Raw genomic sequence first — 15,051 nt, forward strand, 5'->3', positions numbered from 1 at the left:
TCTGACTTAACAACTTTAACATTCCGTATTGCTATTTTCATTGTAATTGCTGGTATATTTTACTTCATATTAAAAAGTAAGAAAAAGAAATAATAATAGCACCTCTTTATTTTGCCTTATAATATATACCTTTTTTTGGATTACTAATAATTCCTTTGTGACTTAGAAATTGTATAGGAATAGATTTTATACTATTAGCATTAACTACTTTATAAACTTGAAAATGCAAATGTGGTCCACTTGAGTAGCCAGTATTACCAGAGTATCCCACTATATCCCCTCTTTTTATATTATCGCCTACCCTAACATAAGCACCACCTTTTCTTAAGTGATAGTAGGTTGCAAAAGTTCCATCTTTATGCTCTATTGTTACAAAGTTTCCATGTTTTGCAAATTCTTTACTATATCCAACTTTATTTGAATCATCTTTTGTATCAACAACTACACCAGCTCTTGAAGCATATATTTTTGTGCCAATCTCCATAGCAAAATCTATCGCATAAGAATTTATACCTTTATGAGTTGACTTGCCGTGAAATCCTTGTGAAACTACATGTGATGAGCCTCTTGCATAGGGAAGTCTATATATGTAACTATCATCATGAACTGCATCCATAGAGCCCATTATCCAACTATAGGTAAAGTTATATGAGTAAGAACCCTTTTGTTTGTATAATTTAATATATTGTATTGTTGAGTTTGCTGTTATAGAAAAAGTTTGTTTAACATTTCCATAGCTCAAATTTTTATACTTGCCTTTTATGTTTATAGTTACACTAAAAGGATTTCTATTACCAGCAAAAACTATTATATATTTGTCATATTTTTTTACAAATAAATAAACATCTTTAGTAGATGTTTTCTTACTAGTTGAATTGTAATTTGATTTGATAACTTTTGTATGAAATTCACTTTGAGTTATTGCTATTAGCTTTTTATGTCTTATTTTTTCATCTAAGACTTTACTTCTTTTTTTAGCTTTCACGCTATTATAAAATTCTATAGACTTCCTTTGTAAAGCCCTGCCTCTTAGAAGTCCATCAAACTCATAAGATATCAGTCTAAAAAACTTGTCATAATTTTTCTCTTTCATAGATAAATCAATATTTCTATGTAGCTGATGCAAAAACTTATCATACTTTTTTTGTAGTTTTCTTAACTTAAAAAGATATTCTTTCTTTTTGAAATCATTATTTGAAGCGTCTATTAAAAAACCTATAAGCATAGTTGTATTTGCAAATTTAATATAGTCGTCTGATACTACCTTTAAACTATCAATGTCTGATAATCTTGATATAGGTTTAGTTGATTTAAAAAGAGGTGTCCCCATCTTTGCGAAAGTAATGGGATATTTGGAAGCTTCTATATATGTAAATAATAGAAAAAATAAAAATAGATATCTAAGTAGCATCTATATATTTAGGTATTAAACTTTTTATCTTTTCATATATTATCTGGAAATCAGTAGAGTAAACTCTTGTATCTGCGATAGAAGTTATGAAGTTTGTATCTCTTTCCCATCTAGGCACTAGATGCATGTGTATATGCTCTGCTATCCCTGCTCCACCAGCTTTTCCTAGGTTCATACCAATATTTACACCCTGAGCATTTAAAGCCTCTTTTAATAGCTTGACACCTTTTTGTGCTAAAGCACTCATATGTAACCAAGCCTCATTATCTAAATCTTCTAGTTTATCTGTATGAAAATGAGGGATAATCATAAAATGACCTGGAGTATATGGATACTTATTCATAACAATAAAACAATATTTATCTCTATAAAGAACATGCATCTCTTCATCGTTACTTTCATTTGTGCTTATATGACAAAAAGTACATCCCTCTATATTTTTATTTGTTACATATTCATCTCGCCAAGGTGCGTATAAAATATCTTCCATCATAAAGTCCTTCAATAAACTAATTGTAAATTTTATACGCTATGTTATCTAAATTTTATGATTTTTGATTTAGAGTATCTATCATCAGTCTTATACCAGTAGTTATCTCTCTCGTTTTGTTTACATTTAACAGCATATAAAAGATATTTAGTTTTTATCATAATTATATCTGTTAATCATTTATATAAAATTCGGTGCATCATTTGCAAAGAGAATAATATCTCCAGATGCAGTTTGAGATGCTAGAACTTCTGTGATTTTTGATTTATCATGTAGTATAGTTTTATTTTTTACTTTTAAATTTTTATCAAAAAGTGTTGCATTTAAAGCACCTGTAATTATGACTATATCAAAAGTTTCATTTATTGCATCACATAGTTTGAGATTTAACTCATCACTACTCTCAACTAAACCAGGGGTCACTATGACTTTTCTTCCCTCATGTAAAGAACAAAGTCTAACACCCTCAAGCATACCGTCTATGTTACCGTTATAACCATCATCAAGTATGATTTTACCGCCTGCTACTATCTTTTGAAGTCTATGCTCAACAGGTGTTAGTTTTGCAACTGCTTTTGTAATCTCTTCGCTGCTCATATCAAAACTTTTTGCAACATGAACTGCTGCTGCAATATTCATAGTTTGAAAAGAACCTAAAATATTTGTACTTAGATGCATAACTTCACCTAAGATATTTAAATCAAATTTAGTTGACTCTAACGAAGCATCTATATTTGAAATATTATCTCCAAAAAAAGTTACTTTTTCATGTGGTTCATCAGTCACAGAGTCATGAATAAAAGCATGCTCTAATCTTGGTGACTGCATGATTTCAAGTTTTGTAGCGATGATATTTTTTAAGGATTTAAAGTACTCTATATGAGCCTCTCCAACTTTCCCAACAATAACTGTTTGAGGCTCTAAAAAAGTAGTGATATCGTATATATCCCCGCTTTGTCTAGCTCCTGCTTCACAAATATATATCTCGGCATCACTAGGTAATGACTCATTTACATCACGCATTATTCCACCCAAAGTATTTACACTTCTTGGAGTTGCATAGACATTATACTTTTTACTTAGTATCTCATATACAAAATTTTTGATACTTGTTTTTCCATAACTTCCCGTTATACAAACTATTTGTAAATTTTGGATACTTCGAAGTTTTTTCTTTGCTTCTTTTTTAAAGGTTTCAAAAAGAAACTTCTCTACCATTACACTACCAATATATGCAAGAGCTAAAGGCATAAAAACACCGTAAGTTTCACAAACACCTTTTAAAGTACAAAGAACATCTTGAAAAAATACTAAAGAAAGTAAAAGAATTAAAAAACGCTTTACACGCCAAGTAAGAACAAGCTTTTTATCTAACTTTTTGTGCCAAATAAATATAGCTGGTAAAACAGCAAAAAAGAAAAAGATAGGAAAAAATTTGCCCGTTGTATGATACGCGATAAATGGTATAAAAAAGTATAAAACATGCCATTGAGGTTTATGATGTTTTAAAATCACACGAGAAAGTTTATAGTCATACCACTGAAGATTTGTGATTAGGTACCAACCAAGAAGAGTAACAAAAAGTATGTTGGTTACAAAAGCGGTTAATATTTCAAAATCAAACATTATAAATTGCCTCTATCTCTGTGGATACTTCTTTAGCATAGTCTATAAAAAAGTAATGGTCACCATCATAAACTTTTAAAGTAGAGTATTTCATGAGTTTATCAATCTTTTTTGCAGAACTTAAAGGCGTCGCAGTATCTTCTTTTCCCCAACACAGAAGGGCTTTACCTTCATACGAAGCAAATTCATCACTATAATCTTCATCAACAACATTTTTAAAAGTTTCATACATTTGTTCACTCATATTTTTTGCATCTTGGGCTACAAACATAGAACGAAATTTTGTTAGTCCAAAAGTTTTCAAGATTTTAAATAAAGCTATTTTTACTTTTATTTTCAATGGTTTTGGTATAAAAATTCCTGCACTAGCTACTAAAATAATAACTTTGGGTTTGAGTAAAAGAGCTACTTTACCACCAAAAGAGTGTCCAAGTATTATGTCTTTTGAAGCATTAATTTCATTCATGAAAAGTTCAATGATATTTGCATAATCTTTAGTATGTAAAGAACTATCACAATTACTTAAACCAAAACCAGGCAAGTCAATATAAATATGACGAAAAGCATCCATAAATGGAGAAAAAACTTGCTTCATTAAGTTTTTATTTGAACCCCAACCATGTAAAACAACCAAATCGACACTAGCTTGAGGATTTAGTATCTCATAGCTTACATCAAAAGTATGTTGATTATACACAATGGATTTTATTGCCATTATTTACCTTTTGCTTGGCTAATTGAGTGAATATACTCATAATTTACTTTTTTTCTTTTACTACTTGGTAAAGTTTCACAAATAAGTTCTAAAGAGGTCTTAAAATCATTAAAAAGATAGTTTGCCATAGACCCAGGGATAGGATTTATCTCATTTAGTAAAACTTCTCCATCTACTACAAAAAAGTCACATCTAATCAAAGCACCTTCAAACATATTTTTATAAATTTTAGTAAAAGTATTTTTTAGTTTTGATTCTAAAGCATCATCAATATCTGCTTTTACAACTTGCTCAGAGCGTGAAAAATCCATATATTTTTTTTCAAAATCTAAAAACTCATTTTTTTGAGGTTCTTCTACTATGGAAAAGTGCATTTCACCTTTTGCCATAAATCCAGCTAAATTATACTCTTTAACATTGTTTATAAATGGCTCTACTAAAACACTTTTATCATACTCAAAAGCAACATCTAAAGCATAGTCAAGTTCACTCTCATCTTTAACTATACTTACTCCTATCGAACTTCCAAGTCTTGCAGGTTTTATGATAACAGGGTAAGAAGTATTAATATGATGATGTTCATCAGATGATATGGTTTCATAATCTACACACTTTATATTTTTTGCCTCGCAAAGCCACTTTGTATATCTTTTATCATAAGAAAATACACTGGCATCTACTCTCGGTCCAATATATTTTATAGAGAAAAAATCAAGCAGAGCCGAGATAGTTCCATCTTCTCCGTCTGCACCATGAATAAGGTTTAAAACTGTACCACAATACTGGGTTGAACTAAACATAGTTTTTTGAGAAAACCCACCATGTGAGATGCTTAACTCTGGCATCTTCTTGTGCTCACCTTTAGAAAAAGTCACTGCTTTCATCTTAGAGTCTTCTATCAAGTAAAACTTATGGTCTTGGTCACAAAATATATAATTTATATCAATTCCTGATAACTTCTCTTTTAAAGTTATCGCACTTACTATACTTATCTCATGCTCGAAACTAGCTCCACCAAACAATATTATTAATCTCAAATATAATCCTTTATTTTATAAATATTTTTTCGTATTTTTCTTCATCAAAGCCAACTATCACTTGACCTTTATACTCTATGATTGGTCTTTTAAAAAGCATATTTTCTCTACAAAGCCACTCTCTTTTTCCACTTGCATCTAGATTTAACTCTTTTAATTTTAAAATTCTATACTTAGTCCCACGACTGTTAAAAAGTATATCCATTTCAATTTGTTCTAACCACTCATCAACCTTTTTACAATCAACAGAAGTTTTTTTAAAGTCAATAAACTCTAAATCTATCTCATTTTCTTTAAAAAATTTTCTAGCTTTTCTAACGCTGTCACAAGTTGATATTCCGTATAGTTTCATTATATATTTTACCTTTAAATTTAAACACTCTGAAGAAGTTTTAAAGCCTCTTTTACAAGAGAAGCTGTGTCATCACTATTGCAATTACTTAAAGCTTTTATTATTTTATCTTTTTTAAAGCCTAGTGATTCTAATGCTTCAGTTGCTTGTGAAAAAGCTATACTTTTTGGTGCATCTGTTGAACTTACAAGTTCCACATCAAAACCAGCCAACTCTACTAAAATTCGCCCTGCACTCTTAGGTCCAATGCCAGGGACTTTTTTCACACCGTTCATATCTTTGTTATTTATTATTGTTGCAAACTGGCTTGGTGTATAAGTTGAGCAAATTGCCATGGCAACCTTTGGTCCAACTCCATTTATTTTAATGAGTCTTGCAAACATCTTTTTTTCACTCATCTCTAAAAAGCCAAATAGTAGTTGCGCATCTTCGCGGATTATTTGAGTTGTAAAAAGTTTTACCTCATCACTACCAATAGATGCAAAACTTTGCAGAGATATAAAAACCTCATAAACTACACCTTTAACATCAACATGCACAAAACTCGGCTCTTTATAGACTATATGTCCATTTATCCCTACTATCATTTATAAACTACTTTCACTTATTCTTTCACTGCCTCTATTTTAAACTCTCCATCTTCAACCTCAACAACTGCAAAAACCATATCTGTTGAATTTTCCGCTGGTTTATGAAGCAACTCTATGGGCGGGTCAACTAGTTTAAATATTATTTCGTTATATCCTACCCATTTATCTCTGTTAATAATTCTTGCATCAAAAATATTATCTTGAAAAGAGGCTGTTTTTTCTGTAAGAAGTTTTAAGTGGTCAAGCTTTACATCATGTTCTGTTTTTATTGTCTTTAAATGCTCTTGCATTTTCGTAAACTGTTTATATTGTTTTACAAAGGAAGATGGCATTTTTACACCACTTTTTTTATAATGAAGTAAGCGTTTTTTTACATCATTGTGTATAGCTAAATTTCCTTTAATAATTTCACCATATTTATCTATTTCAGATTTTATACTTTTTACATCAGCTTCTAGTTTTTGGATCTCTTCATGATTTTCACCAAGGTCTTCTTGTTTTGATTTTTTAAGTACAGGGTCTATGGTAAAAGTATTTTCACTTCCTTGTAACTTTTTAATCTCTATAAATCTTGAAGCAGTAGCCTTAACATGAGAAGAACATAACTCTATAACTATCTCTTTCGCTCTTATATCTCCACCAATAGCTTGAGAAATTTCAACTATATCTCCATCAACTTCTCCATGTTCAATCCTAGTTATATGGATGTTCTTTCCATACGCCGCACCTCTGTGGACATTTATCTCTAGCTTGTCTGCTTTTATTATAGAATCTTTATGAGTTTGACCAGATACTGTTGCTTTTAATGCTATTACCTTAGCAAAAGCACCTATATTACCATCTATATCTATTTCAGACACTTCAACTTCCATACCAGAGCCTATGGCATCTTTTTGCTCATCTGTTTCTTTGACACTTATGTTTATATCTGAATCCACACCTGCGGTTATATTACCAGTAGATTTAAAACTAATCTCACCTATGTCAACTTCAGACGAAATAGTATAATTTGTTCCTTCTAAAACTATATAACCATTTTCAACTGCACGATATTCAATATTGTCATCAGTCTCAACAACTTTAATAGTATCATCAGTGCTAAAAGTAGGAACATTGGCTTCAACTGGCTCTTTTGGCTCCATATATTCACCACGACAATTTCTACCTGCTTTACCCTCTTTAGGTTTTATATATTCTATGAGTAACTCATCTTTATGAACACTTTGTATAAAATCTCTACTTGAATAATCTATCTTAGAACTTTCTGTAACTTCTTCTTTTTTATCATAATGCAAAACGATTTCATCATCAGTAGTTAATGTTGGCTCATATGCTTCTGCTACAAGATATGTTTGGTTTTTGTTATAAGTTGCTTTTTCTTCCACTCTAACATGTGCAACAATTTTTGAAATCACATCTTCCATCATCTCATCAAAAATATTTATGAGTATATTTGCACGAACTTTACTCTTGTTTATAAGAATCAAAAGTTCTCTTTGTAACCTTGGGCTGTAACTAACGCTAGAACCTTCTTTAATACTTAGATAAACTTTACATTTTGTAGCATTAGCTCCGATAGCTAATGATAAATCAGCATAAGTATCATTTTCAACTTTTGAAAAAATCTCAATCTCATACATCTGTTTTATTTGGAAATCTTTATCTAAAAAAGAGCCCTTATCTTCTAACTCTGTAAGGTCTTCGCTAGACATCTCCTCCCAATCAACCTCTTTTGCACCATCATTCTTACGAGTATATGTCTGAACTTCCAATATATTAAAATCAATCTTATTAACATTGATTTCATAGGATTTAGCTAATTCTACCAACTCTTTTGCAACATTTTGAGTGCGTACAACGGTTGGACGAATTTTTTTTGATGATTTTTTGCTATTTTTATCTGAACCAAAAAGTGCCATATCTTCCTACAATATTTAAATTTTAAAACTAAACCCTCTATTTTAATCAAATATTTGTTAAACTTTCGTAAAACGAACAAAGAAGCCCATGTTTAAAGCTATATTTACCAACAGTTTTGGAATTTTATTTTCAAGAATTTTAGGATTTTTTAGAGATTTACTAACAGCATCTATACTTGGTGCAAATATATATAGCGATATATTTTTCATAGCTTTTAAACTACCCAATCTTTTTCGCCGTATCTTTGCTGAAGGTGCATTTACACAAGTTTTTATACCAGCTTTTGCCAAATCAAGACACAAAGGTGTCTTATCTGCAAATATCTTTTTAATATTTATCTCCATAGTTCTTATAATTACTCTACTTGTAAATTTACTTCCATCTCTCGCCGCACAGGCTATTGCCGTTGGTTTTGATGAAAAAAACATAGAAATAGCGGCACCTTTTGTCGCTATAAACTTTTGGTATTTACCTCTTATATTTGCAATAACTTTCTTAAGTGCTCTGCTTCAGTACAAACATCACTTTGCAACCTCTGCATTTTCAACTGCACTGCTAAATCTTTCACTTATTTTTGCTTTATTATTTTCACAAGACAAATCACAAGTAGAGATAGTTTACTATCTTAGTTGGGGTGTAGTTATTGGTGGTATTTTACAACTTTTAGTACATATCATTGCCATACAAAGATTAGGATTATCCAAACTTATCGTAGGTGGATTTAAGCATCTAGGTACAAAAGCAAAACTTATACAAAAAGAAACAAAAGAGTTTAGAAGTCAGTTTTTTCCTGCAATGTGGGGAAATTCAACTGCGCAAGTCAGCGCTTTTTTAGACACTTTTTTAGCTTCATTTTTACTAACTGGTTCTATCTCTTACCTCTACTATGCAAACAGAATCTTTCAACTCCCTCTAGCACTCTTTGCCATTGCAACTTCCATCGCTCTTTTTCCTCGCGTTGCAAGATACATAAGAAACAAAGATGAAACAAAAGCCCTAGAATTTTTACAAAAAGCTTTTTGGTTTTTAGCATTTTTACTTACAGCTAGTGCTATTGGTGGTTTTATCTTAGCAAATGAGATAACGCATCTACTTTTTGAAAGAGGTGCTTTTGATGCACAAGATACAGCAAACACAACATTAGTTCTTCAAATGTATATGATTGGACTTATCCCATTTGGTCTTCAAAAACTTTTTGTTTTATGGTTATATGCAAAACAGATGCAAGGACAAGCCGCAAAAATCGCTACTTACTCTCTACTTACTTATATCATCATAGCACTATCACTTATATCACCTATGGGAGTAAGTGGTTTAGCTCTGGCATCTACCGTCGGTGGTTTTGTTAGTTTTACTCTAACTATAAAGGTATTTGGAGTTAAAAACTTCTTTGATATTATTCGTTCTAAAAATGCTGTATATCTTCTAGTTGGTGCTGTTGCGTTTACAGGATTACTTTTTGTTTTTAGGGATTTTATACAAGCTTATATATAAAGGAAAACTAAATGAAAAAAACAGTACTAATCACAGGTGGAAACAAGGAAATTGGACTAGAAGTATGAAGATAAAAAAAATTAAACTTTACAAAAGGGATATGGAATGAATATTGTATTGATTATGCTTGTAGCTAGTGTATTAATTATCGCAGGGGAATGGGATGCACCTCCTCCCATAGCAAAGAAAAAAGAGAGTATTAAAATATGGCAAGGAAAAGAAAACAATCCTAATCCAAACTATACCAAAGACAATTCACAATTAAAACAACCGACTCGTAAAGATAAATTAAGAGAAAATGACCCTGAATCTCTAAAAAACTATGAGGCAGGATTTATTTTTGAATAGCACAGTGTTACTGCTATAAGAGTTATCTTTACAAATATACATTTATAATGTATAAAGGGAAAAAAGAAGTTGTTGAAAGACTCTCACAAATTCCAATAGATAATTTGTATATTTCAAGAATAAATTATATTGAGCCTTTCTTGGATAGAATACAAGACCTAGAACTTGAACCAAAGTTATAACCATATATCCGCTCAACATAAATAGGAAGTTATGCATAGTTTAAAAATCAGAGATCTATCTTACAAATACCCCAGCGCAGCCCAACCAATTTTTAATGCTCTAAATTTAGACTTTGAAGAGGGATGGAGTGCAGTGACTGGAGTAAATGGTTCTGGTAAAAGTACACTTTTAAAACTAATTTCAAAAGAACTAAAAACCGAGAAGGGAATGATTCTTGGTAATTCTCTTGTGGTTTATTGCGCGCAAAGTACAGAATTTCCCCCGTTAGAGCTTGAAGAGTTTATGATGACCTATACAAAAGAGGCATATAAGCTCAGAGACCTTTTGCAGGTGAAGGACGAATGGCTAGGCACTTGGGAAGTACTGAGTCATGGAGAACGCAAACAACTACAACTCGCAGTTGCACTATCTAGTGAGAGTGATGTACTAATGGTCGATGAACCAACCAACCATCTTGACTCTCGTTCTCAGATGATTGTAGTTAAAGCACTTAAAAGCTACAAAGGTATTGGCATCTTGGTAAGCCATGACAGAACTTTACTAGATGCTTTAACTCAACAGACTATCATGATAAAAGCGGGTGAAGTTTTAAAATATAGATCAAAATTTTCTTTGGCTCACCTTGCTTATGGACAAACACTCTCTCATAAGAAAAAAGCAATTAGCGAACAAGAAAATGAACTAAAAAAAATCAACCGAGTTGTTCAAGTCCAAAGAGAAAAAGTATCACTTGCTAAAAAGCGTTTTTCTAAAAAAGGTGTTTCTAAACATGACAGCTCAATGAAAGAGAAAATAAACGGCGCTATCTTAACTGGTAAAGACAAGAATGATGGACAGATGCTACAGCGCACCCTTACTAAACAGCGTCACTTAAGTGAAAATATGAATAAACTCTCAAAAGAATACGCAACAGGAATCAGCTTTGAGGGAGAAATTGCCAAGTATAATTTTCCCATAGCTGTTGAGAAAAACTGCATTGAGCTTTTTGAGTCAACACAACTTTGTTTTCCAAGGTTATCAGTAAATATTGGAGATAAGGTAGGTATTTGTGGTGAAAATGGTGCGGGGAAAAGTACATTTATACGCTATTTTGTGAAAGCAATAGATTTTAAACATGACTATCTTTACATACCTCAAGAGATTACAGACAAAGAAGCAGAGCAACTTTTTAATGAGATAAGCGACTTAAACACTGATGCCAAAGGTGAACTTTTCACTCTTATTCAAAGACTAGGCTCAGATGCTAAAGCACTTCTAAATAGTAGCATACCGAGTCCGGGTGAAGTAAGAAAACTACTTATAGCTCAAGGGTTGTTGAAGCGACCTTCTTTGATTATTTTAGATGAGCCGACAAACCATATGGATTTGGAATCTATAGAGTCCTTGGAAGCTTCTCTAAAAGAGTATGCAGGAGTTCTGTTGTTCATTACTCATGACAAGACTTTTTTAGAGAACTTAAGTACGAAGCGATGGGTATTTGAGAAGAATCAAGACCAAGCATATACGCTTCAAGAAATCTTGTGATTTACAAAAGGAATGCACCTAATGAATACTCAAACGAACAATTCTAAAGTACTATTTGCACTCAATAAGCCTAAGGGTTATTTGGTCACACGATCTGATGATCTTGGGCGAAAAACAGTTTATGATATTTTACCTGATTGGGTTTTTGATGATGGATGGATGCCAATCGGACGCCTTGATCTAGAATCTAAGGGACTTTTATTGTTCACAAGAGATGGACAGGTAGGTAATGTATTGACCAAACCTGGAAATTGCGTCAAGATATATGAGATTTGGGTTAGAGGTCATGTAACAGACGAACATATTGCACAGGCTTTAAAAGGAGTGAAAAGTAAAGACGATTTACTCAAAGCCCTTGTAGTTGAAAAAATAGGCACTGGTGGCGCAAAAACAAAACTCAGAATACAAATAGATGAAGGTAAAAATCGGCATATCCGACGACTTTTTGGAGCGATGAAAGATCCAAAATTTGGAACGCCTTTAAAGGTCTTAGACTTAAAGCGAATCAGCATTGGAAGTTTTAAACTCAACATCGATAGCGGTAAGTGGTGTTACCTTACAACAGAAGAAGAGAAGATGCTACTTCAAAATCTTCATCAGAGCAATTTATGATTGCTATTATTGGTGCTGGTCCTGCGGGTCTGATGGCGGCACAAGTCTTATCAGATGCAGGTTATGCACCGACAATATTTGACGCGATGCCTTCTGCCGCGCGTAAATTTTTAATAGCAGGACGAGGTGGTTTAAACCTAACACATTCTGAAAACTTTGAGCTCTTTTGCAGCCGTTATTTTGAAGCCCAAGTTTTTTTACAACCTGCGCTTGATAACTTTAGCCCAAATGACATGCGCTTGTGGGCGAAAAGTCTTGGGTTTGAAACCTTTGTTGGCTCCTCTGGTAAAGTCTATCCCTTGGATAAAAAAGCGGCACCCTTACTACGCACTTGGATACATAAACTCAAAGCAAACGGTACTAAGTTTAAAATGAAACATCGCTTAGTTGGTTGGTCTAAGGATATTTGGCAATTTGAAACACCTGATGGGATAAAAAATTATTCATTTGATGCAGTGATTTTGGCTTTAGGTGGTGCTTCTTTGCCACACTTAGGTTCAACAGGCGCTTGGACAAAGATACTGGGAGATAAAGGGCTAGAAATATCCCCGCTTAAACCTGCGAATATGGGCTTTAATGTGAATTGGTCAGAGATATTTAAAGAGAAGTTTTCAGGCACTCCACTAAAAAATGTAGAACTTAGCTTCAGAGATATTAACGGTAATCTTCAATCCAAACTCGGTGAGTTATTAGTAAGTCAAAATGGGGTTGAAGGCAGTTTAATTTATACCCATTCTAAATTTATAAGAGAGCAGTTAGAACAGAAATCTCCGTTTACAATTTATTTAGACCTCTTCCCCCATCGCACCCAAAGTCAGTTACATGAACAGCTAAGTGGAAAACAAGGTAAAAAGAGTTTGAGTTCCTTTTGGAAGCGCTTAGGATTGGATGGTGTAAAAGCTTCTTTATTAAGGGAGGTGTTAGCAAAGGAGTTGTTAACTGAGCCTGAGTTAGTGACAAAGACGCTTAAAAAGTTTCCCTTAACATTAGAAACTTTTAGACCCCTTGAAGAGGCAATTAGTACAGCTGGAGGATTAGGATTTGAAAATTTAGACGAGCATCTGATGCTAAAAGATTTTCCTAAAGTATTTTGTGTTGGAGAGATGCTAGACTGGGAAGCACCAACTGGAGGCTATCTATTAACTGGTGTTATGGGTCAAGGTAAACAAGCAGCCCTTGGTCTTTTGAAATTATTGTAAACTACATGAAATACTGTGAGTAAATTTAAGGAATAAAACAATGAAACAACTACTAATATATCTTTTTTTAGTGAATATTCTATTTGCCTCTAATGAGCAAATGGATGATAAAATAATAAATTTATTAAATAAAGTCAAACATAATAAAGCCCATGTTATGAAACAGATTGCTTTTAAATGGTCAGATTCATTATACAAGAGACAAGGTAATTCCGTCTTAGATATAGATACAAATGGAAATTTTAAAAACTACTTACCAAGTAAATTAAAAAACTCAGATGGTGGGCTTATTGGGAGTAGAGGTAAGTATTGGGTATATACAAGTATTAAAAAAACTTGTTTAGTTTGGAATGGTATTGTTGAGAAGAATGGTGTTAAACTTAATAAATATTATCCAGATATTTGCAAGAATCCAAAAACTCAAATGATAGGTGCTATTGTTTATGAAACTGCTATTGGAGAAAAAAAACTATCAAAAGGTTTTTGGTCTCTTTCAGCTTTTGAACTTAAAAGTAAAGATATTTTAAAACTTACTAATTTTCAAGGTACTAGAAAATGGTATATACAAAAAGAAAAGCCAAACCAACTTAAACAAGAAAAAGCATTTAGAGACGCAGTATATGAAAATGACATAGCAAAACTACAAAATATTTTAAATCATAATATTACTATTAACATGAATGAGATGTTTTTACTAGCAGTGGAGGTATCAAACTTAAAAACTGTTAAATTTTTGTTAGATAATGGTTCTGATATAAACTATAAAAACAATTATGGAAATGCTCTCTCAAGAGCATCTTCAAATGATGCAAACTTACAAACAATAAAATATATTTTAAAATCTGGATTTAACTTTGATAAAGATTCACTAGGTGATAAATCACCCATATTTGGATCTGCACAAACTAGACAAATAAAATTAATAAATTTTTGGTTAGAAAATGCAATAGATATCAACTTAGAAAAAAGCAATGGAAGAACACCTATTTTTGATGTTTGCCGAAATAGAAAAAACATATTTGCTCGAATCACTTACTATGACACTTTAAAACTATTGAAGTTTATGGTTTCTAAAGGAGCAAACCCTATTCATGTAGATAAAAGAGGAACAACAACTCTTCATCTTATCTCAGAAAAAGGTGAACTTGAACAAGTTAAATATATTTCTAGTTTTTTTAAAGATATAAATATTCAAGACAACTTTCTTCAAACTCCGCTTCATCATGCCGCTAGAAATATTCAATATGACAATAAAAAAAGAATTTATTATGTAATAAAATATTTACTAAATAAAGGTGCAGACAAAAATATAAAAGACAAGATGAAAAGAACACCTTATGATATTGTAAATAAAATGCAGTTTCCAGATAAAAAAATACTTAATTTATTAAAACCATAAGATATTGTCAAGTATATAACAGAATATACTTGCCTTACATTTCTGTGGGAAGGATTTTACACCCAACTTACTCCTATCCTAACCAATGGGAATATCCATAAAAAATAAATAAACTCACTATGCTATAATTACAAATAGAGAAACCTCAATA

At 32.0% G+C, this 15,051-nt stretch carries 15 protein-coding genes; 7 read left to right on the forward strand and 8 right to left on the reverse strand.

The features are described from left to right. Nucleotides 1–106: 106 nt before the first annotated feature. The 8 genes from MOV50_RS00330 to MOV50_RS00365 all read right to left on the reverse strand — a co-directional run bounded on the left by MOV50_RS00330 (nt 107) and on the right by MOV50_RS00365 (nt 8,140). The gene (locus MOV50_RS00330; RefSeq protein WP_321778462.1) at nt 107–1,411 is read right to left on the reverse strand and encodes a M23 family metallopeptidase; all 1,305 of its coding nucleotides are present in this window, start codon (nt 1,409–1,411) and stop codon (nt 107–109) included. Then, complete coding sequence (locus MOV50_RS00335) at nt 1,401–1,901, reverse strand: HIT domain-containing protein (RefSeq protein WP_321778463.1); 501 nt, start codon at nt 1,899–1,901, stop codon at nt 1,401–1,403. The genes MOV50_RS00330 and MOV50_RS00335 overlap by 11 nt, the downstream gene beginning before the upstream one ends. Nucleotides 1,902–2,081: 180 nt before the next feature. Then, a complete protein-coding gene (locus MOV50_RS00340; RefSeq protein ID WP_321778464.1) occupies nt 2,082–3,527 on the reverse strand; it encodes a UDP-N-acetylmuramoyl-tripeptide--D-alanyl-D-alanine ligase in 1,446 nt (481 codons plus the stop codon). Further along, nucleotides 3,520–4,242: an alpha/beta hydrolase gene (locus tag MOV50_RS00345; protein WP_321778465.1), complete on the reverse strand. Its 723-nt coding sequence runs from the start codon at nt 4,240–4,242 to the stop codon at nt 3,520–3,522. The genes MOV50_RS00340 and MOV50_RS00345 overlap by 8 nt, the downstream gene beginning before the upstream one ends. Continuing rightward, nucleotides 4,242–5,279 carry a D-alanine--D-alanine ligase gene (locus MOV50_RS00350; protein ID WP_321778466.1) on the reverse strand — a complete coding sequence of 346 codons (1,038 nt, stop codon included), beginning with the start codon at nt 5,277–5,279 and terminating at the stop codon, nt 4,242–4,244. Before MOV50_RS00350 ends, MOV50_RS00345 begins: the two co-directional genes overlap by 1 nt. A 10-nt stretch (nt 5,280–5,289) precedes the next feature. Next, nucleotides 5,290–5,631, reverse strand: a complete 342-nt coding sequence (locus MOV50_RS00355) for an arsenate reductase family protein (RefSeq protein WP_321778467.1) — start codon at nt 5,629–5,631, stop codon at nt 5,290–5,292. A gap of 20 nt (nt 5,632–5,651) precedes the next feature. Next, complete coding sequence (gene ruvA, locus MOV50_RS00360; protein ID WP_321778468.1) at nt 5,652–6,218, reverse strand: Holliday junction branch migration protein RuvA; 567 nt, start codon at nt 6,216–6,218, stop codon at nt 5,652–5,654. A 17-nt stretch (nt 6,219–6,235) separates the two neighbouring features. Then, a complete protein-coding gene (locus tag MOV50_RS00365; RefSeq protein ID WP_321778469.1) occupies nt 6,236–8,140 on the reverse strand; it encodes a flagellar assembly protein A in 1,905 nt (634 codons plus the stop codon). 88 nt (nt 8,141–8,228) lie between these two features. Between MOV50_RS00365 and murJ the strand changes: the two genes are divergently transcribed. The 7 genes from murJ (at nt 8,229) to MOV50_RS00400 (ending at nt 14,900) form a co-directional block, all read left to right on the forward strand. Then, nucleotides 8,229–9,635, forward strand: coding sequence for a murein biosynthesis integral membrane protein MurJ (murJ, locus tag MOV50_RS00370; RefSeq protein WP_321778470.1), 1,407 nt, complete (start codon nt 8,229–8,231; stop codon nt 9,633–9,635). 105 nt (nt 9,636–9,740) lie between these two features. Further along, complete coding sequence (locus tag MOV50_RS00375; RefSeq protein ID WP_321778471.1) at nt 9,741–9,983, forward strand: hypothetical protein; 243 nt, start codon at nt 9,741–9,743, stop codon at nt 9,981–9,983. 47 nt (nt 9,984–10,030) lie between these two features. Continuing rightward, nucleotides 10,031–10,165, forward strand: a complete 135-nt coding sequence (locus MOV50_RS00380) for a hypothetical protein (protein ID WP_321778472.1) — start codon at nt 10,031–10,033, stop codon at nt 10,163–10,165. 31 nt (nt 10,166–10,196) lie between these two features. After that, nucleotides 10,197–11,690 (forward strand): ATP-binding cassette domain-containing protein, encoded by a 1,494-nt coding sequence (locus MOV50_RS00385; protein ID WP_321778473.1) that lies wholly within the window; start codon nt 10,197–10,199, stop codon nt 11,688–11,690. A gap of 21 nt (nt 11,691–11,711) precedes the next feature. Continuing rightward, nucleotides 11,712–12,302 carry a pseudouridine synthase gene (locus MOV50_RS00390; protein ID WP_321778474.1) on the forward strand — a complete coding sequence of 197 codons (591 nt, stop codon included), beginning with the start codon at nt 11,712–11,714 and terminating at the stop codon, nt 12,300–12,302. Beyond that, entirely contained in the window at nt 12,239–13,501 is a 1,263-nt protein-coding gene (locus MOV50_RS00395) for a TIGR03862 family flavoprotein (protein ID WP_321778475.1), read from the forward strand. The genes MOV50_RS00390 and MOV50_RS00395 overlap by 64 nt, the downstream gene beginning before the upstream one ends. 40 nt (nt 13,502–13,541) lie before the next feature. Beyond that, nucleotides 13,542–14,900: an ankyrin repeat domain-containing protein gene (locus tag MOV50_RS00400; RefSeq protein ID WP_321778476.1), complete on the forward strand. Its 1,359-nt coding sequence runs from the start codon at nt 13,542–13,544 to the stop codon at nt 14,898–14,900. Nucleotides 14,901–15,051: the final 151 nt, after the last annotated feature.

Origin of the sequence: Sulfurimonas sp., from assembly GCF_029027585.1 — a bacterium.
In the GTDB taxonomy this organism is placed as follows: domain Bacteria; phylum Campylobacterota; class Campylobacteria; order Campylobacterales; family Sulfurimonadaceae; genus Sulfurimonas.